The sequence below is a fragment of the Gilliamella sp. Pas-s25 genome (assembly GCF_009795885.1).
Classification (GTDB): domain Bacteria; phylum Pseudomonadota; class Gammaproteobacteria; order Enterobacterales; family Orbaceae; genus Gilliamella.
In genome coordinates, this window is sequence record NZ_WTEV01000015.1 from 26,434 (window position 1) to 45,641 (window position 19,208).

A 19,208-nucleotide genomic window follows, 5' to 3' on the forward strand; every position below is an offset into this window, starting at 1 on the left:
TGATTTATTCTTAATTAACGCAACTTCAAGGTTAATAAACCAATCAATACCAACATTAATGATATAATCCAAAACCGAACAATAACGCGAGGCTCAGGCCAACCTTTTAATTCATAATGATGATGAATCGGCGCCATTTTAAATATCCGTTTACCGCGTAATTTATATGAACCAACTTGTAAAATGACTGATAGTGTTTCAATAACAAATATTCCGCCCATTATCAGTAATAAAAATTCTTGTCTTAATAAAACTGCAATAATACCGAACACACCGCCCAAAGCTAACGACCCAACATCGCCCATAAAAACCATTGCTGGATATGTGTTAAACCATAAAAAGCCAAGACCCGCACCAATAATTGCGGTGCAGACAATCATCAATTCACCACTGAATTTAATATAAGGAATATGTAAATAAGCAGCAAAATTAACATTACCTGTTGCCCAAGATACGAGAGCAAAACCAGCTGCAACAAAGACAGTTGGCATAATGGCTAGTCCATCAAGTCCATCGGTTAAATTCACAGCATTACCAGCGCCAACAATCACAACGTAAGTAAGCAAAATAAATAATAACCCCAATTGTGGCATAACATCTTTTAAAAAGGGTAAAACCAGTACTGTTACTGCGCTATCTTTCCCATAAACATACAGACCAAAAGCAACAATTAATGCAATAACCGATTGCCAAAAATACTTCCATCTTGCAATAAGACCAGCACTATTTTTACGAATCACTTTTAAATAATCATCGGCAAATCCAATAATGCCATAACCAATTAAAACAAATAAGGTAACCCAAACATAAGGATTACGAAGATCTGCCCATAAAAATACCGATAAGATAATCGATGCTAAAATAAGCACGCCCCCCATAGTCGGCGTACCTTTTTTACTTAAATGTGATTCGGGTCCATCATGACGAATAACTTGCCCAATTTGCAGTTTTTGTAACCCATCAATCACTTTCTGACCAAAAAATAAAGAAATCGCTAAAGAAGTTAATAACCCTAAAATGGCTCTTACTGTTAAATAAGAGATAACATTAAAAAAGGTAAAATGTTTCACTAAATATTCTGATATCCACACCAACATAATTTTAATCCTAACTCACTATTGTTCAATTTGAATTTTTTCGATGATTTCTTCCATTTTGGCACTACGTGAACCTTTAACTAGCATAGTTAAAGTTGGATATTGACGTAATAACGTTAACAGAAAATTCACAGCATCTGGTTTATTGTTAAAATGGTGACCCACACCACTATACTGACTAATAAATTGACTTAAATTGCCAACACTCACAACACAATCAAGTTTTTCATCATGAGCAAGCTCACCAATTTGTCGATGATATTTTTCAGCTTCAACCCCTAATTCTCCCATATCACCAACAACCAATACTCGATATCCTGCTTGTTTTGCCAAGGTTTTCACTGCTGCCGACATTGAACCAACATTAGCATTATAAGTATCATCCCAAATTAATTGGGTTTGATTTAATTGTATTGGAAATAACCGACCTTTTACTGGCTTTAAAGTAGCTAAACCTTGCTGAATCTGATTAAAGGTTGCACCAACAGAAAGCGCTAAAGCTGATGCCGCAATAGCATTTGCAACATTATGTTGTCCAACTAGCGGTAACACAATTGCGCATTCACCTTTTGGGGTATGTAATGTAAATGTCGTGTGTTGAGCATATTGAATATTACTCGCATAAAAATCGGCTGATGTATTGGCCAACGCAAATGTCCAAACTGTTTTATCTGTTAGCTGAGCAAACCATTTATCTGAGCAACTATCTAAATTAATAATAGCCATACCATCATTAGGTAATCCTTGAAAGATTTCACCTTTAGCTTTTGCCACACCTTCAAGCGAACCAAACCCTTCAATGTGTGCTTCAGCAATATTATTAATTAAAGTACTTTGCGGTTTAACAAGATTAGTAGTATAGGCAATTTCACCAATATGATTAGCACCTAGTTCTATTACTGCAAATTGATCTTGCTTGGTTAAGCGCAGAAGAGTTAATGGCACACCGATGTCATTATTGAAATTACCTTGAGTATAAAGAGTCTGACCGCAATTTTGCAAAATGGCTGCTGTCATTTCTTTAACTGATGTTTTACCTGATGAGCCTGTAAGTGCCACAATTTTGGCTGTACTTTTTTGGCGGACAAAATTGGCAATTTCCCCTAAAGCTAAGCGAGTATCTTTGACAACAATCTGCGGTATTGCCTTATCAAGTTTATGATCGACAATCACAGCTATAGCACCGTCTTTGATAGAAAGCTCAGCAAAAGCATGCCCATCAAAATTATCACCAACAAGTGCAATAAACAACGATTGTTTAACGATTTTTCGTGAATCAGTACAAATACAATCAATCACAGCACTTTCATCTGGAATATGATAAGATTTACCATTCACTATTTTTTTTATTTGCTCAATTTCTAATGGAATCATGGTTGATTCTCTACTCCTAAAAGCTTTTTAACTGTTTCTTGATCTGAATAGTGATATTTAGTTTTACCCACTATTTGATAATCCTCATGCCCTTTACCTGCAATTAAAATTACATCATTAGGTTTAGCTTGTTTTAACGTTTGTGTAATGGCTTGCACCCTATCGGTAATTATGTATAGGTTGTCGGTATGATGTAAACCTTGCTGAATATCCTCAATAATTTTCATTTCATCTTCAGTACGTGGATTGTCATTTGTCAAAACAATTTTATCGGCAAACTGTTCTGCTATTGCAGCCATTAAAGGTCTTTTACCGCTATCTCTATCACCTCCACAACCAAAAATCACCCATAAAGTTCCTTTACAATGAATTCGACTTGCTTGTAATGCTTTTTGTAATGCATCAGGAGTATGCGCATAATCAACAATGACCGTTGGACTATTTTTAATATGCAATACTTCCATTCGTCCACAAATAGGTTTCAAAAAAGAAGCCATATTAATTACCGCAAAAAATGGAAAGTCCAATGTTAAAAGCGTAGCTATAGCTAATAATAGATTTGAAACATTAAATTCACCTAATAATCGGCTATTGATAATGGCGTTTCCCCAACTTGATTCCATATGAATTTGAGCACCTTTATCATGATAATCAATCATAGAAACCCCAACATAAGGTATATTTAAGGCTTTTAATCGACGCAATGACTTAGGTTGGCATGATACTGCTGTCACTTGCGGAAGTTTTTCAATCCAACGTTTACCATATTTGTCATCATAATTAATAATCGATTTACCGGCAGTTAAAACTTTTTTTTCTTTTTCATCAGGAGTAAATAATGACCATTTTGCTTTAGCATATTTACTCATGGTTTTATGGTAATCAAGATGATCACGACTTAAATTGGTAAATACGGTAGCTACGCAATTTAGTCCTTTAACACGATCCATTGCAAGACCATGAGAAGAAATCTCCATGGCCACAACTTTGACCTGTTTTTTTACAAAATCAGCTAATAATGTTTGCACATCTATTGCCGAAGCTGTCGTATTAACTGATGGCTCAATTTGATTATAAATTCCGTTACCAATAGTACCTAAAATAGCTGTTTTGTCATTAAGTAATGTTGTACATTGCGCAATGAGCTGGGTAACGGTTGTTTTTCCATTAGTCCCTGTTACGCCAATAACCGATAAATTTTTCGATGGCGAATGATAAAACTCATTGGCAATTAATGATAAACGTTGCGAAAGTTGAAAAACACTGATTTGTGGGATGACCGATTTATTATCTTTTTTAAGATAATCTATTTTTAGATCATTCGATTTTCTTTTTGTTTCGATCAAGATGACAGCTGCACCTGCTGAGATGGCTTGAGGAATAAATGTTCGTCCATCAACAGTATGTCCCTTGATCGCAACAAAAACATCATTTTTTTTCACTTTACGACTATCAATACGCAAATGATTAAGTGGGACATCGTTTAATTTTAGATTACGACTTCCACCTAATAATTCAAATAATGTTTTAAACGAGCTTGTAGCCATCATTTCCACCTATTAATAAATAATCATTTGGCCATCAACTTGGCGATCTGGTTTTACATTCATCGTTCTAAGAACGCCGCCCATAATTCGGCTAAAAACAGGAGCAGAAACCGAACCACCATAATATTGACCTGCTTTTGGATTATCAATCACAACTACAAGGGAATATTTTGGCTCTGTTGCAGGCGCGATACCTGCGGTATACGCTAAATATTGATTAACATATCGCCCACCCGATAATTTTTTTGCTGTTCCTGTTTTAACACCAACACTGTAACCAGGAACCGATGCTTTGGTTCCTCCACCAGTAACAGCTACCGCTTCCATTAATTGAACTACTGTTTTAGCCTCTTTTTCAGCAACTACACGTTGACCTTTTACCGGTTTTGTGACTTTTAAAATTGATACAGGTCGATAAATTCCATAACTACCAATGGTCGCATAAGCTCTTGCTAGCTGTAACGGTGTAACACTTAACCCATACCCAAATGCAAATGTCGCTCGTTCAATATCAGCCCATTTTCTGGTTCTATCAGCTGCAATTGAGCCACTAACCTCACCACCTAAACCTAACCCCGTTGGTTGACCAAGTCCAAAGCGGCTATAGAACTCTACAAGATCGCCCTGTTGCATTTGTAAAGCTAATTTACTTACGCCAACATTACTTGATTTTTCCAAGATACCAGCTAAATTGAGCGCTTTTTGATATGACACGTCCTTAATTTCATAGCGATTAACATAAAATGGTCTAGTGTCAATAATAGTATTTAAATTAGCTATTTTCTTTTCTAAAGCGGCCATTACCACTAAAGGTTTAACCGTAGAACCAGGCTCAAACGCATCAGTGACAGCTCTATTTCTCAATAAATTATAATCAATTGATGAACGATTATTAGGATTATAAGATGGACTTGTTGCCATTGCTAAAATCTCACCGGTATGTACATCAATCAATACCGCTGTTCCACTGTCTGCTTTATTAAATTTAACAGCTTGACTAAGTTCACTATACACCAATGATTGTAGACGTTCATCGATACTTAGCGTTAAGTCTGATGCCGTTTCACTTTCTGTACGTTCCAATTCTTCAATAACACGACCTACTCGGTCACGTCGCACTATTCTCTGCCCTGATTCACCAATTAACCATTTATTAAAGCTTTTTTCGATACCCTCAGAACCTTTTTCAGTACCATTTTCATCAATATCTGTTAAACCAATTAATTGAGCTATATTTTCTGCTGCTGGGTAATAACGTTTAGATGTTTTCGCAAACGATATTCCTGGTAGCTTTAGTTTTTTTAAATAGTTAGATATTGTTGGCGTTACTTGCTTAGACAAATAAACAAATCGCATTGATGGATTACCCAATTTTTGCGCTAATGTCGACATTGGGATATTTAACGTTTTAGCTAACCCTTGCCACCTAATATCATCTGCTTTAACGCCCCCCTTTTTTATAACAATTTTAGGATCTGCCCAAACATCAAACATTGGTACACTGACCGCTAATGCACGACCGTTACGATCGGTGATCATAGCTCTTGGCGCATCCATTTCTTGATGACGAAGCGAACGTTTATTACCTTCTGCAATAAGTTTATCGGGTTCAATAATTTGCAACAATGCCATTCGGACAATAAGACAAATAATCGCAAAAATAATAAAACCATATACAATATAAAAACGATTAGAAGTAAAATATTGCTTTTTACTATTCAACTTATTGGCTTTATTTGTTTTCGTCGTCTTTTTTACTTTGTTTTTTTTATTTTTAGTGACGGATTTCATTATTTACTCTTTATCACAATAACTGTTTCATTTAGCGGCGTCACATAAGACATACCTAATTGATTCTTTGCTCTTTCTTCTACTCGCTTGGGATCTGCAAGTACATTTTCCTCAATAACTAAATTTCGCCATTCGCTTTCTAATACATCTTGTTCCAATAAAAGTTGCTCGCGTTCAAATAGTTGCTTACGAACCTGTTGCGTTGTTATTAATACAGCACCAGCAGAAATAATAATCATTACAAGTAATATCAATGAAATTTTTTGATGACCAAATAAATCACCAATAATTAAACCAAATAAACTCCTACTTGGCCTTCTTTGAATATCTTTATCAAAGTCAATTTTATTTGGAAAAGTCTCATTGTATTGGTTGCTATTCATCTTTCCTTTCTGCTACCCTTAATAGTGCGCTGCGAGAACGCGGGTTATTATTAATTTCAATAGTATTTGGCTTAATTTTGCCAAGAGATCTTAATTTAGCACCACCATATTGTTTAATTTGTTGTTCTGTTAGTGGTAATCGAGCAGGTAAATCTGGACCTTTACTCTGTTTATTAATAAATTGCTTTACAATTCTATCTTCTAAAGAATGAAAGCTAATCACTGCTAATCTTCCTTGATTAGCAAGCAAGGATAAACTACTATTTAATGCTTGCTCAACTTCTTCCAATTCGCTATTAATATAAATACGAATAGCCTGAAAACTACGTGTAGCTGGATGCTTATTTTTATCTTTTCTTGGTGTTGCTTTTTCAATTAAATTAGCCAACTCCAAAGTACGGCTGATCGGTGAAACTTTATTTTGCTCCACAATCGCTCGAGCAATACGCTTGGCAAATTTCTCTTCACCAAATGTCTTTAACACCCACGCGATATCGTCTTCATCACTGCTGAGTAACCATTCACTTGCTGTTAAACCTTTATGGTTATTCATACGCATATCAAGTGGTCCATCACGCATAAAAGAAAATCCCCTTTCGGGGTCATCAAGTTGTGGTGATGAAACACCAAGATCTAACAAGATGCCATCAATCTTACCCATTAGTTCAAGTTTATCAATATATTGGTACATATTTGAAAACTCACCACGAATAAAAGTAAATCGAGGATCTGTTATCTGTAAAGCAACTTGCTCAGCACGCTCATCACGATCAATTGCAATCAACCGACCTTGTGCACCAAGTTGTTCAAGTATTAAACGAGAATGACCGCCTCGCCCAAAAGTACCATCAACATAAATGCCATCTTTTTTTATATTTAATGCGTTTACAGCTTCGTTTAATAAAACCGTTGTATGTTGATAATCCATCAATTTTTACTCTTATTAAATAGTTAAACTTTTCAAATTATCTGATAAGTTTTCAATATCGGTTGGTAATGCAGCAATATCATCGTTAATTTGTTGATACCAAATCGCTTCATCCCAAATTTCAAATTTATTAGATTGACCAACAAACATTGTATTTTTTTCTAGTTTTGCATAAGTACGTAACGTAGGTGGCAATAAAATTCGACCTGAATTGTCCATCAAACACTCAGTTGCATAACCCAACAACAATCGCTTAATTCTACGTTCAGCTTCAACAATTGTTGATAATGTCGCAAGTTGTTGTTCGATGCATTTCCATTCAGACAAAGAATAAAGTGTCAAACAAGAATGGTATAAACCAATTGTGCAAACCATACCTTCAGATAAAGATTCACGGTAACGAGTAGGAATTGCTAACCGTCCTTTATTATCTAAATTGATTGAAATTGCACCACTAAACATAAAATTACCATTATTTATAAATTTCTTGTTAATTTTTATTTAATATAAATCATAATGTTAATTAAATAATCTATTTTTACCACTAACCCCCACTTTTTACCACAAATTCTCACAAAATAATAGGTCGTTGGTTAATTATTTATAAAAGATTGGCTTTCTTCCTCAAAATGAACAAAGCCAACGGTAAATCACGCTTTCTGCTTTCCTATTCTTTTATGGGCTGGCAGATTGAGTGAATTTTCATTTATATAAGGATTACTCCCTATTTTATTGGTGCAAAAATAGATTAATTTTTGTAAAAAATATTCAGGAGTCTATACCGTTTCAGAATAAAATTATTTTAAATTTAATAAGTTAAATTTTTTATCGATAAAGCCTAACGTTGCTTAAATCGCTTGTTTAATAAAGGCGTTAAGGCGCTATCACTTACTGGTTTAACTAACTGAAATTATTCATATTAAACAAAGGCATTGATTAAAAAAGTTAAATTTTGCGTTAAAATCGTTTATATTCTGTTTGCATTATCATTATGCTGAAAATAGTCAGAATAAAACAACGATATGACGATAAGTCAATAAAATAATCAAAGATAACATTGCAATGAAGGGTTACTTTATTTCGGAATGCCTATGCTGGCAACCTCGTTGGCCAAAAGTGATCAGGCAAGCGGGTAAACCCGGTAAACCCCGACCAAAAGAAACCACCCTATCAGATTACCCAGCCGAGGTACAAAAGGCGATTTTAGATAGTAGCCAAGAGTGGGGCGTGATTGATGACGAAACGGGTGAGCTTATCGACTATGGTCAATTTAAAAGACCCAAGAAAAAAGCCAGCCGAAAAAGAAAAACAAAAACAGCAAAACAAGCAGAAAAGTCCATAAAAGAGAATGCAGAGGATTAATTGGTAAGGTCAAAGCACTGCTGAGCCAGTGCTTTGGAAACAAAATTTATTATAAAAATTCATTGCCGACGCAAGTTCGGCAAACAAAACAGTAGAAAAGCTAAGATGCAGTCCAAAACCCGGTGACATTCACTTTGTCCTGCTGCAAAACAGCTCGAATAGGCATTTGATTAACATTATGATCTTTTTCGGCTTGTTCTAATACATGCATTTTACTTTCACCAACTAAATGTAGATAGATATTTTTACTATTTAAAATAGTAGGTAACGTTAAAGTAATACGATCTAGTGGTGCTGTTAATGGTGTCATTCCGACAACTTTTCGACCTGATTTCATATCTAAACCGGCCGCTAAATTAGCTGCACCTGGGAATAATGAAGCTGTATGTCCATCTTCGCCCATACCTAAAACAATTACATCAAATGGCATCGGAATTTTATCTAACATCCTGTCAGTCATTTCAGCGCCATCAAATGGATTATCATAACTGTTTTTTAAACCGACAAAATTAGCCAATTTTGCATTGTTTTGTAATAAATGCGTCATCACTAACTTTTCGTTACTGGCATCATCATTATCATCAACCCATCTATCATCAACTAACGTAATAAAAACTCGGCTCCATTCTATATTTTGTTGACTTAGTGAAACAAATAATGGAATAGGTGTTTTACCTCCCGAAACCGCAATAGAAGCATGTCCTTTTTGTACAATGGCCTGTTTTAATTCATTGACAATATGTGAGGTTAAATCTTCGATCAATAACTGACTATTTTGATATTTATTTAACGTAAACATAGTTACTTTTCCTTTATTCAAATTCGTGCCATGAATGCCCATCTTTAGTGATTAAGGCAACCGATGCGACGGGTCCCCAAGTGCCCGCTTGATACGTTTTTGGTGGTTCATTTTCTGTTTCCCATGCACTAATAATTGAATCAACCCATTTCCATGCTGCTTCAACTTCATCACGATGAACAAATAACGCTTGGCGCCCTCGCATAACTTCAAGTAATAAACGCTCATAAGCATCAGCGCTTTGTTGGTGAAAAGTTTCGCTGAAACTTAAATCAAGTTTTGTGGTTTGCAGATTGTGAGTGCTATCTAACCCAGGTACTTTGTTTAGAATTTCAATATCCATTCCTTCATCAGGTTGTAAACGAATCGTCAATTTATTTTGTGGTAATTGTGGATAAAATTCACTAAATAGATTAAGTGGTAATGGTTTAAAATAAACAACAACTTCAGAACATTTGCTCGGTAAACGCTTACCTGTACGTAAATAAAATGGAACGCCCGCCCAACGCCAGTTATCAATATCAACTCGAATGGCAACAAATGTTTCGGTATTGCTTTTTTGATTTGCGCCGTCTTCTTCTAAATAGCCCGGTACATTAACACCATTAACAAATCCTGCTGTATATTGTCCACGAACTACTTTTTCGCGTATATTGGTTTTATCAATTGGTCTAAGGGCATTTAGTACCGCTATCTTTTCACTACGTAAACTATCATCTTCAAGGTTAGCAGGTGGTGACATTGCAATCATGGTTAATATTTGTAATAAATGATTTTGCACCATATCACGCATTTGACCAGCTTTATCAAAATACCCCCAACGTCCTTCAATGCCAACTTGTTCTGCCACCGTAATTTCGACATGATCAATAGAATTACGATCCCAAAATGACGCAAACACTGTATTAGCAAAACGTAAGGCCAAGAGATTTAGTACTGATTCTTTCCCTAAGTAATGATCAATACGATAGACTTGCGATTCGCTAAAGAATTTAGCCACCGAATCATTGATTTCGCGAGATGATTGCAAATCAGTTCCAAGCGGCTTTTCCATCACAATACGATTTTGTGATTGATTTAATCCAGCAGCAGCTAAACCTTGGCAAATCGTCCCAAAAGTACCTGGGTGCATTGCAAAATAGAAAATAGCGGGATGACCTGAATCAAGTTTATTTTTCAATCGTTCAAAACCAGCGCTATCATTAACATCTAGTTTATGAAAATCCAATCGTTGACTAAATCGTTGCCAAATACTATCGTCTAACGGCTCCGGCATAAATGAAATGAGTGCATCTTTTGCAACTTCACAATAAGCAGCATGATCCCAATCAGCGCGTCCTACGCCTAAAATCTTAGTTTGTTCAGGTAGTTTTCCATATTTTTCTAGTTGATATAAAGACGGTAGTAATTTACGTCTTGTCAAATCCCCTTTAGCACCAAAAATAACTAAATCGCAAGCTGGGATATCAGACATGGTTTTCTCCTAGGATGGTATAATGTAATTATTCTATTATGTTGGATGGTTAGTGTACAGGCTAAATCATAACAATAGGCATTAGCCTACATTTGCCCTAAAACAAAAAGGTCACCACTGTGGTGACCTTTTTTTAAAACAAATAATTGGATAATATTCCAATATATAAATTATACGCGTACAAAATCCATATGAACTAATTTTGGTTTAAATGCATGGCGTTGTACTGCTTGTACTTTTACTTTAACTGCTTTGCCGTCAACCTCGATAGTTAACACTTCAGAATAAAATTCTGGTTTTTCTTGCATATTAAAGATTTGGTTGTGATCAAGCACAACAGAGATTGCAGGTTCAGTTCCACCATAAATAATGGCTGGGAATTGACCAGCGTGACGCAGGCGGCGGCTCGCACCCTTACCATGCTCTTTTCTAACTTCAGCTTTAAATGTAAACATATTTATTTCTCTTAATGATTTAAAATAAAAGCCAATTACAGGCGACCCAGTAGTTGACTATCAAACTAGCACTTTAAAAAGTGGTGTGGATTATAAAGTGTTATCCCTGTAAACGCAATCAATTAATCATATTACAAATTGAGTAAAACATTGATTGCGTATGTGGTATAAAATATGAACGATTAGTTCACTTCTATAAGAAAACCATAAGTTGATTTCTTATTGGGAGATGATTTCAATGGTTTTGTAATACAACCAGCTTCAACACAAACCATTGATTTATATTCGTCATCACCAAAATCCGCCATTGCTTTAGCTTTATTTATCCATGGATTCCAAGTAACTACATCACTGACATTAGTGTTGGTTAATCGAATTGTTCGGATACCATCAGTTATCGTTAGTTGTTTACTCGCATCAGTATAAATACGATCGACTTCTTGATTAAAAGTCAATTGACCTACTGTCACCGGTTTGTTTTCAACAGCAAGTCGTTCTTGATAAGTTTCACCTAAACCTTTGACAACAACATGGTCAATATTATCAATACCAAAATAAGTATGTAGCGCACTAGTTACATCAAAGTCAGCAAAACAGCTTAAAGTAACTTCACAAGTTTTACCTAAATGAAGATTTAATGACACAGTAAAAGGTTGGCGACAATAAGGTTCTGTCTGCTGATTATTCGTGAGTGACAAAATGAGATCAACACCATTGTCATCCTCTTTACAAGAATCTAATTGCCATTCAACAATACGCGCAAAACCATGAGAAGGATTTCCTAACTGACCAAACCATGGCCAGCAAACAGGTACTCCACCTCGAATAGCCACCCCTTGTTTAAAATTTGTTTTGTCGCTTAGCCAAACAACGGGGGTTTGTTCAGTAGCAGGCTGCCAAAATAACAAATGAGCACCTTGTAATGTAACCGCTGCCTTGCAAGTTTTATGGTTAATAACCACAATAGGGAGTTCACCATAAGTCGATTGCTTAACCGATGAGCTTAGTGATACGCCTGATAAGCTACTATCTAAAATTGCTTTATACATACTCATACTTACTCCTAAATAATAAATTTAATCAACCATTAATATCAAAATTTATCGATGATTGTACGCTTTTTAACTTAATAATGAAAACACTATAGATGCCAAAAGCTTTTTTTAATAAATTGGAGTAAAATAGCACGCTATAAAAAATAAGGTAACACACGGGTTATTTTTGTTAAAAAGTTTCAGGAAAGACTACGTTTATGTATAAAATCCCAATGAGTTTGTATATTCATATGCCATGGTGCGTACAAAAATGTCCTTATTGTGATTTTAATTCACATACCGTAAAAAAAACGCCAGATTATGCAGCTTATATAGAGCATTTGATTAAAGATTTACAGCATGATGCTGTTTTTTGTTCAAACCGTTCAATTAATTCAATTTTTATTGGCGGAGGGACACCAAGCCTGTTTTCTGCTGAATTAATTGATAAATTATTATTGAATATAAATAAGATTATCCCCATAAATAAGAATGCAGAAATCACCATTGAAGCCAATCCTAATTCTGTAGATATAGAAAGATTCAATGGCTATCAGCAAGCAGGTATAAATCGCATATCAATCGGTGTGCAAAGTTTTCAAGCCGATAAGCTGGTTAAATTAGGGCGGATACATGATCCCAAAGAAGCAATCACAGCAGGAAAACTAGCCCAAACATTAAATTTAAGAAGTTTTAATTTAGATTTAATGCATGGCTTGCCAAATCAAAGTATTGATGATGCCATATATGACTTAGAACAAGCCATTGCTATCGCACCACCTCATTTGTCTTGGTATCAATTGACTATTGAACCCAATACACTATTTGGATCAAAGCCTCCCGTTTTGCCAGATGACGATAAACTTTGGGAAATTTATCAACAAGGTCATCAATTATTAACAAAACATGGTTACCTGCAATATGAAACCTCGGCTTATGCTAAAGAGGATTTACAATGCCAACATAATTTAAATTATTGGCGATTTGGAGACTATTTAGGCATTGGATGTGGTGCTCATGGTAAATTAACACAACCTGATGGCAAAGTTATTCGCACCATAAAGACACGTCATCCAAAAGGTTATTTAGAAGGACGTTATTTGGATAAATATTATACGGTACCAAAAGAAGATCTACCCTTTGAATTTTTTATGAATCGTTTTAGGCTTTTTGAACCAACACCTAAACACGAATTTGAACAACGGACTTATTTACCTTTACAAATAGTAGAGAAACAAATAGCAACCGCCATTGAAAAAAATTATTTAATTGAAGAAAAACAAAACTGGCAAATAACCGATCATGGAAAGTTATTTTTGAATTCATTATTAGAGCTATTTTTATAGTTAATTAACTGATATATATTGAATTATTTAAAATAAACAATTCTTTACATTTATTTAACATGATAGATACGAACTATTTAATCAATCATTCTGTTATCTTTACATACTTTTTTTTAAAAAAAGTGCATAATGTATCCCGACAATGCATTTATTTCATTGTTTTCCTATTCCTTATGTTTTCCCAATAACTTTGTTATTGGGATTTTTTTTGCCTATAAATTGAATAACCTTATTGCGTTAAATTATTACTTGCTAGAAACATGCAAAAGAAATTGCTCAAGTTCAACTAAGGTAGATGTTCCTTCCATTGGGCCTTTTTTAGATACAGCAAGTGCACCACTGGCATTTGCATATTGCAATGCTTTTTCGACCGAATAACCCGCTAACATTAAACTGACAAATGTCGCACCAAAACAGTCACCCGCTCCGGTTGGATCTACCGAGTTGACTGTACATCCGTCAATATGCAACGTCTTTAAATTACCTTGTTCATTAAGTCCATAGTAATTAGCGCCTTTATTGCCCCCTTTTACCACTATATGCTTAATTCCTTTTTTGAGCAAAGTAGACATAGTTTGTTGTTCTGTTTCACCATTATGTTCAGCGAAATAGCTGACTTCATTTTCACTGGGTAAAAAGATATCGGTATATTCCATAATATAATCAAAAGATTGTTCCATTTCGGGTATATCAAACATCTCTTTGCGTAAGTTAGGATCAAATGAAATTGTACCACCTTTACTTTTGATAATATCTAATGCTTTACGCATGGCATCAATCACTCGAAATGAATAAAGCGATGAACCCATTACATGTAAATGGGTACAATCTTTTAATAAGTTTTCATTAATATGATTAAACGACAGTAAACCACATGCACTATTTGGAATATTAAATATGAAATCTCTTTCATTAGAATCTTTATAAGTGACAAACGCACTGCCTGTATTGGCTTTATGATGTGAGGTAATGCCATCAATAATCACACCATCATTTTTTAGGCGACTTATGCACATTTTGCCAAAGGCATCTTTTCCAACACAACTAAAAAAGACAACGGGAAAACCTAATTTTGCAACTTGATCTGCAAATATTGCTGGAGCACCACTAACAAAAGGACCGATAAACTCGCCGGTTTGATCGAAACGCTGATTTTGTGTTTTCGCTAAAAACTCAACCAACAGCTCACCTATCGTGCAGATTTTAAAATACATATTATGTCTCCAATATGTTTTGATAAGTCACACAATATTTATTGGAAATAAGCTGATCAAAATGAGTATCTAATAATTGTTGATGATATTCAGTTACAGCCGGTCGTGACAAAACCACCATATCAATATCAGCTAATATCCCAATGCTATTGTTATCATTATGGGCGATGCGTTGTGGCAAAATGCCGATAGTATGTGCCGATTTTCTCATTATTTGTTGATAAGTTTTAACTTGTTCTAAATTTTCAATAATCAATTGATTATCAGCATTAATTGCACTTAATTCAATAATAAAATGCGTGACTGAAAATTGATTCAAGACAAAATTAATCATCTTGTTATCTTGCAAAAGATTGTCATCAAGTAACACGCCGCCAACAACAATTACTTCAGCATCGGTAAATTCTTTTGCTAATTGTGCGTTACTAATATCATTCATAATAAGTATTAATGATTTTTTGCCATGTAAAAACGGAATCAATTTCCTTATTAAATTACCATGACTTAAAAACAACGTATCACCATCATTAATATAACTTAAACAGATTTTGACTAATTCAATATCACGACTATCACTAACACTTTGTGCATAACTTGGGGTAATGGTACTAGCCTGATTAAACACACCCTCTGGGGCAATATAAATCGCTCCACCAAAGGATCGCTTTAAATATCCTTGCTGCTCTAAATAAGTTAAATCTTGACGAATAGTCACATTTGAGACTTGAAGCAATTCTGATAACTCATCAACTTTAACTTCGCCTTGCTGACGAACTATTCCTGCAATTTGCAATCGTCGCTTTAATAGGGCTGAAGATGCTCTAGCCAATTTTATTTCCCATGCTGTAGATAAAAATGAAGAGCCGTGATAATAGAATTAATCCAATACTTGGTCAACATCAAACAGGTTCAATGTTTATACCTTATAAATCCTATTAATAATGCTTAACACATTCTTTATTCTGCAACATTGCCTATATACATATTAACTATCAAAACAAAAATTTATAAATGATTTTTATTTCGTCTCGAAAGTAAAGTTGAATTTTGTGATCTATCTCACGTGATTAATACTAGCTTAACTTTCGTTTTGAAAGTATATTCACCAATGATACATTTCAAAAAGAAAGTTATCAGCGCAATATCAATAGAAACCAAATTATCAAGGGAAAGTCATATGTCTATTATTTCAAGCCACAATATGTTAAAAAAAGCGCAAACAGAACACTATGCCGTACCTGCCTTTAACATCCATAATTTAGAAACCATGCAGGTTGTTGTCGAAACTGTCGCCGAATTGCAGTCCCCTGTCATTTTAGCTGGCACACCTGGGACATATAGTTATGCCGGAACAGAAAATATTATAGCCATTGCTGATGAGTTATCGAAAAAACATAACATTCCATTAGCAGTCCATTTAGATCATCATGAACAATTCGATGATATAGCTTATAAAATCAACGCAGGCATTCGCTCGGTAATGATTGATGGTTCACATTGTCCATTTGAAGAAAATATTGCGATTGTTAAGCGGGTAGTGGATTATGCGCATCGTTATGATGTCAGTGTAGAAGCTGAATTAGGGCGTCTTGGTGGTGTTGAGGATGATCTCGTTGTTGATACAAAAGATGCTTTATATACCAACCCTAAGCAAGCAGTAGAATTTATTGAAAAAACAGGAATTGACTCTCTTGCTATCGCCATTGGTACCGCACATGGTCTTTATAAATCAGAACCAAAACTAGATTTTGAACGCTTATCAGAAATCCGTTCAATGGTTGATATCCCCCTTGTATTACATGGCGCATCTGGCGTGCCAGAAAAGGATGTCCGTGAGTGTATTCGACGTGGCATTTGTAAAGTCAATGTCGCAACCGAATTAAAAATTGCATTTTCAGATGCCCTAAAACAGTATCTTATTGAACATCCTGATGCTAATGATCCTCGCCACTATATGAAACCTGCAAAAGCAGCTATGAAAGATGTTGTCAAAAAAATTATTGCGACATGTGGATGTGCAGGCAAATTATAGAGGCCGAGATGATGATCTATACATTAACACTTAACACGGCAATCGATATGAATATTCATTGTCAGGGGCTTAACCCTAATAGCGTCAATCGCACATTACACACGAAATATAGTCCCAATGGTAAAGCAATCAATGTTTCAATTGTCTTACATAAATTTGCTAAACCAACTTGTGCACTAGGCTTTTTTGGTGGGTTTTCAGGTAAATATATTGCTGATGAACTAACTAAAATGCAGATTGAGACAAAACCCTGTTTTATTGATGATATTACACGTATTAATGTTTTTATTAATGATGGACAAAATGAATATAAATTGGTAGGTAAAGGTCCATTTGTACCGAACGATAAAAAAATAGAGATGCTCACTATTATTGAATCATTAACCAACAATAGTTATTTAGTTATCAGTGGTAGTTTGCCAAATAATATTGAGCCTGAATATTATGACACTATCTTAAATTTATGTAACAAAAAAAATATTCAAGTTATTCTTGATATTAGCCATCCAAAATTAAGTGAGTTACTTACCTATAAACCACTATTAATTAAACCCAATGATGATGAAGTAAAAGAGATTTTTGGTTTTGAAACAAGAACTACATCACAAATCATCACCACACTAGAAACGCTACATGCGCAAGGTGCACAAAACATTTTATTAACCATGGGGGCTAAGGGACTCTACTTTTCTAATGGAGTGCATATTTGGTATTGCAATGCTATAGCAATCAAATTAATCAGCTCTGCTTGTGCTGGTGATGCTTCACTGGCGGCTTTTGTTAGTGAATGGTTACCTGAGCAACAAAACGTTGAAAAATCAATGAAAAAAGCGGCTGCAACTGGTGCTAACGTGGCCGAATCAGATGGATTAGGGTTATTAGATAAAATCAATATTTATATGGATCAGCTTGAAGTTACCCAAATAAAGTAAGGGAAATTATTATGAAAAAAATATTAGCTGTAACAGGCTGCCCAACGGGCATTGCCCATACCTATATGGCAGAAGAAGCCTTGAAAGCGGCTGCTGAAAAAGCAGGCGTTGCAATAAAAGTAGAAACCAATGGTGCAGGAGGGGTTGATAATGCCATTACCGATATGGATCTTGCAAATGCAATAGGTGTTATTATAGCAGCAGACAAAGATGTCAATCCAAACCGTTTTGATGGATTGCCAGTTATTGAAGTCCCTGTCAAAGATGGTATTCATAAAGCAGCTGCACTAATTGAACAAATCACTTCAGGTAAGGTTCCTATCCGCAAAGGCGATAAAAACGACACCAAAAATTCAGTTTCATCATCTAACCCAATAGAGGTAAAAGAATCTATTGGTCGACAGATTTATAAACACCTTATGAGTGGTGTCTCTAACATGTTGCCTTTTGTTGTTGCTGGTGGAGTATTAATTGCACTCTCATTTTTATGGGGGATCTATTCAGCAGATGAAACCAATGCACAATACAATGAATTTGCTGCATTATTGATGAAAATAGGCGGGCAAGCATTTGGTATTATGGTGCCAATCTTTACCGGTTTTGTCGCTTACTCTATTGGAGGAAGACCTGGAATGGTTGCTGGTTTTGTTGGCGGATTGATTGCCAATATTACCGGAGCTGGTTTTTTAGGCGGCATTATTGCTGGTTTTGCTGCAGGCTACTTGATGCTTTATGTCAAAAAGTGGTTAGACTGTTTGCCCCGTTCATTTGAAGGACTAAAGTCTATTTTTATCATGCCATTAATCGGCGTATTTGTGATCGGTGCAGGCATGTATTTACTAGGCGGGCCGATTGCAACAATTAACAATGCCATGAAATCATTCCTTGAGTCATTGCAATCCGCTAACCCTATTTTACTTGGTATAGTAATTGGCGCTATGTGCTCTTTTGACTTTGGAGGTCCTGTCAATAAAGCAGCCTATGTGACTGGCACCATGCTACTAGGTGAAGGTAATTTTTACTTTATGGCTGGAGTTTCTGCTGCGTGTATTGTGCCACCTTTTGTGATTGCCTTTTCAACGACTATTTTCCGCGACAAAGCATTTACTGAAGAAGAACGTGCAGCTGGAATGGTAAACTATGTCTTAGGTTCAACACATATTACCGAAGGCGCTATTCCTTTTGCCGCAAAAGATCCATTACACGTGATCCCAATCATGATGCTCTCATCGGCCATTGCTTCTGTATTGACTTTTTTAAGCCAAATTCAAGTCCCTGCGCCTCATGGTGGTTTTTTGGTACTGCCATTGGTAAATAAACCTTTTCTCTGGGTGGGTTGCATTTTCGCAGGAGCACTTATTGGTGCCATATTATTAGGTTTAGTTCGTATTCATCAAAATCGACAATTAACAATTAAAAACAAAATATAATTAACTAATT

At 35.3% G+C, this 19,208-nt stretch carries 18 protein-coding genes; 5 read left to right on the forward strand and 13 right to left on the reverse strand.

Features of this window, described 5'->3' with window-relative positions; genetic code table 11:
* Positions 1-14 precede the first annotated feature (14 nt).
* Genes mraY through mraZ form a run of 7 tightly spaced genes read right to left on the reverse strand, consistent with a single transcriptional unit; the run spans position 15 to position 7,582 of the window.
* Complete coding sequence (gene mraY / locus GQ593_RS08020) at positions 15-1,097, reverse strand: phospho-N-acetylmuramoyl-pentapeptide-transferase (protein WP_160431569.1); 1,083 nt, start codon at positions 1,095-1,097, stop codon at positions 15-17.
* 18 nt (positions 1,098-1,115) lie between these two features.
* A complete protein-coding gene (gene murF, locus GQ593_RS08025; RefSeq protein ID WP_160431570.1) occupies positions 1,116-2,471 on the reverse strand; it encodes a UDP-N-acetylmuramoyl-tripeptide--D-alanyl-D-alanine ligase in 1,356 nt (451 codons plus the stop codon).
* Positions 2,468-4,018, reverse strand: coding sequence for a UDP-N-acetylmuramoyl-L-alanyl-D-glutamate--2,6-diaminopimelate ligase (gene murE / locus GQ593_RS08030; protein WP_160431571.1), 1,551 nt, complete (start codon positions 4,016-4,018; stop codon positions 2,468-2,470). Before murE ends, murF begins: the two co-directional genes overlap by 4 nt.
* 12 nt (positions 4,019-4,030) lie before the next feature.
* Positions 4,031-5,809, reverse strand: coding sequence for a peptidoglycan glycosyltransferase FtsI (ftsI, locus tag GQ593_RS08035; protein WP_160431572.1), 1,779 nt, complete (start codon positions 5,807-5,809; stop codon positions 4,031-4,033).
* A complete protein-coding gene (gene ftsL, locus GQ593_RS08040; RefSeq protein WP_160431573.1) occupies positions 5,809-6,192 on the reverse strand; it encodes a cell division protein FtsL in 384 nt (127 codons plus the stop codon). The genes ftsI and ftsL overlap by 1 nt, the downstream gene beginning before the upstream one ends.
* Positions 6,185-7,120: a 16S rRNA (cytosine(1402)-N(4))-methyltransferase RsmH gene (gene rsmH / locus GQ593_RS08045; protein ID WP_160431574.1), complete on the reverse strand. Its 936-nt coding sequence runs from the start codon at positions 7,118-7,120 to the stop codon at positions 6,185-6,187. Before rsmH ends, ftsL begins: the two co-directional genes overlap by 8 nt.
* A gap of 15 nt (positions 7,121-7,135) precedes the next feature.
* A complete protein-coding gene (mraZ, locus tag GQ593_RS08050; RefSeq protein WP_160431575.1) occupies positions 7,136-7,582 on the reverse strand; it encodes a division/cell wall cluster transcriptional repressor MraZ in 447 nt (148 codons plus the stop codon).
* A gap of 600 nt (positions 7,583-8,182) precedes the next feature.
* On the opposite strand from mraZ, the gene GQ593_RS08055 reads away from it, so the two are divergent.
* Positions 8,183-8,482 carry a hypothetical protein gene (locus tag GQ593_RS08055; RefSeq protein ID WP_160431576.1) on the forward strand — a complete coding sequence of 100 codons (300 nt, stop codon included), beginning with the start codon at positions 8,183-8,185 and terminating at the stop codon, positions 8,480-8,482.
* 100 nt (positions 8,483-8,582) lie between these two features.
* Here the strand turns inward: GQ593_RS08055 and pgl are convergent, their stop codons facing one another.
* The 4 genes from pgl to GQ593_RS08075 all read right to left on the reverse strand — a co-directional run bounded on the left by pgl (position 8,583) and on the right by GQ593_RS08075 (position 12,265).
* Entirely contained in the window at positions 8,583-9,281 is a 699-nt protein-coding gene (pgl, locus tag GQ593_RS08060; RefSeq protein ID WP_160431577.1) for a 6-phosphogluconolactonase, read from the reverse strand.
* Between the two features lie 13 nt (positions 9,282-9,294).
* A complete protein-coding gene (gene zwf / locus GQ593_RS08065; RefSeq protein WP_160431578.1) occupies positions 9,295-10,755 on the reverse strand; it encodes a glucose-6-phosphate dehydrogenase in 1,461 nt (486 codons plus the stop codon).
* 170 nt (positions 10,756-10,925) lie between these two features.
* On the reverse strand, positions 10,926-11,210 hold the full coding sequence (gene rplY / locus GQ593_RS08070) for a 50S ribosomal protein L25 (protein WP_065637261.1): 285 nt from the start codon (positions 11,208-11,210) through the stop codon (positions 10,926-10,928).
* A 182-nt stretch (positions 11,211-11,392) separates the two neighbouring features.
* Positions 11,393-12,265, reverse strand: a complete 873-nt coding sequence (locus GQ593_RS08075) for a D-hexose-6-phosphate mutarotase (protein WP_160431579.1) — start codon at positions 12,263-12,265, stop codon at positions 11,393-11,395.
* Positions 12,266-12,462: 197 nt separating this feature from the next.
* Here GQ593_RS08075 and hemW point away from each other — a divergent pair, with 197 nt between their 5' ends.
* Positions 12,463-13,590, forward strand: coding sequence for a radical SAM family heme chaperone HemW (gene hemW, locus GQ593_RS08080; RefSeq protein ID WP_160431580.1), 1,128 nt, complete (start codon positions 12,463-12,465; stop codon positions 13,588-13,590).
* A gap of 245 nt (positions 13,591-13,835) precedes the next feature.
* On the opposite strand, the gene GQ593_RS08085 is transcribed toward hemW, so the two are convergent.
* A complete protein-coding gene (locus GQ593_RS08085) occupies positions 13,836-14,804 on the reverse strand; it encodes a sugar kinase (RefSeq protein WP_160431581.1) in 969 nt (322 codons plus the stop codon).
* 1 nt (position 14,805) lies between these two features.
* Positions 14,806-15,633, reverse strand: coding sequence for a DeoR/GlpR family DNA-binding transcription regulator (locus GQ593_RS08090; protein WP_160431582.1), 828 nt, complete (start codon positions 15,631-15,633; stop codon positions 14,806-14,808).
* Between the two features lie 348 nt (positions 15,634-15,981).
* Between GQ593_RS08090 and GQ593_RS08095 the strand changes: the two genes are divergently transcribed.
* Genes GQ593_RS08095 through GQ593_RS08105 form a run of 3 tightly spaced genes read left to right on the forward strand, consistent with a single transcriptional unit; the run spans position 15,982 to position 19,198 of the window.
* Positions 15,982-16,836 carry a tagatose bisphosphate family class II aldolase gene (locus GQ593_RS08095; RefSeq protein WP_160431583.1) on the forward strand — a complete coding sequence of 285 codons (855 nt, stop codon included), beginning with the start codon at positions 15,982-15,984 and terminating at the stop codon, positions 16,834-16,836.
* An 11-nt stretch (positions 16,837-16,847) separates the two neighbouring features.
* Positions 16,848-17,768: a 1-phosphofructokinase gene (locus GQ593_RS08100; RefSeq protein ID WP_160431600.1), complete on the forward strand. Its 921-nt coding sequence runs from the start codon at positions 16,848-16,850 to the stop codon at positions 17,766-17,768.
* An 11-nt stretch (positions 17,769-17,779) separates the two neighbouring features.
* Positions 17,780-19,198 carry a PTS fructose transporter subunit IIC gene (locus GQ593_RS08105; RefSeq protein WP_160431584.1) on the forward strand — a complete coding sequence of 473 codons (1,419 nt, stop codon included), beginning with the start codon at positions 17,780-17,782 and terminating at the stop codon, positions 19,196-19,198.
* Positions 19,199-19,208: the final 10 nt, after the last annotated feature.

Excerpts from the sequence above, each read along its gene's own strand:
- mraY (WP_160431569.1), bottom strand. The coding sequence starts at position 1,097 with ATGTTGGTGTGGATATCAGAATATTTAGTGAAACATTTTACCTTTTTT.
- murF (WP_160431570.1), bottom strand. The coding sequence starts at position 2,471 with ATGATTCCATTAGAAATTGAGCAAATAAAAAAAATAGTGAATGGTAAA.
- murE (WP_160431571.1), bottom strand. The coding sequence starts at position 4,018 with ATGGCTACAAGCTCGTTTAAAACATTATTTGAATTATTAGGTGGAAGT.
- ftsI (WP_160431572.1), bottom strand. The coding sequence starts at position 5,809 with ATGAAATCCGTCACTAAAAATAAAAAAAACAAAGTAAAAAAGACGACG.
- ftsL (WP_160431573.1), bottom strand. The coding sequence starts at position 6,192 with ATGAATAGCAACCAATACAATGAGACTTTTCCAAATAAAATTGACTTT.
- rsmH (WP_160431574.1), bottom strand. The coding sequence starts at position 7,120 with ATGGATTATCAACATACAACGGTTTTATTAAACGAAGCTGTAAACGCA.
- mraZ (WP_160431575.1), bottom strand. The coding sequence starts at position 7,582 with ATGTTTAGTGGTGCAATTTCAATCAATTTAGATAATAAAGGACGGTTA.
- GQ593_RS08055 (WP_160431576.1), top strand. The coding sequence starts at position 8,183 with ATGAAGGGTTACTTTATTTCGGAATGCCTATGCTGGCAACCTCGTTGG.
- pgl (WP_160431577.1), bottom strand. The coding sequence starts at position 9,281 with ATGTTTACGTTAAATAAATATCAAAATAGTCAGTTATTGATCGAAGAT.
- zwf (WP_160431578.1), bottom strand. The coding sequence starts at position 10,755 with ATGTCTGATATCCCAGCTTGCGATTTAGTTATTTTTGGTGCTAAAGGG.
- rplY (WP_065637261.1), bottom strand. The coding sequence starts at position 11,210 with ATGTTTACATTTAAAGCTGAAGTTAGAAAAGAGCATGGTAAGGGTGCG.
- GQ593_RS08075 (WP_160431579.1), bottom strand. The coding sequence starts at position 12,265 with ATGAGTATGTATAAAGCAATTTTAGATAGTAGCTTATCAGGCGTATCA.
- hemW (WP_160431580.1), top strand. The coding sequence starts at position 12,463 with ATGTATAAAATCCCAATGAGTTTGTATATTCATATGCCATGGTGCGTA.
- GQ593_RS08085 (WP_160431581.1), bottom strand. The coding sequence starts at position 14,804 with ATGTATTTTAAAATCTGCACGATAGGTGAGCTGTTGGTTGAGTTTTTA.
- GQ593_RS08095 (WP_160431583.1), top strand. The coding sequence starts at position 15,982 with ATGTCTATTATTTCAAGCCACAATATGTTAAAAAAAGCGCAAACAGAA.
- GQ593_RS08100 (WP_160431600.1), top strand. The coding sequence starts at position 16,848 with ATGATCTATACATTAACACTTAACACGGCAATCGATATGAATATTCAT.
- GQ593_RS08105 (WP_160431584.1), top strand. The coding sequence starts at position 17,780 with ATGAAAAAAATATTAGCTGTAACAGGCTGCCCAACGGGCATTGCCCAT.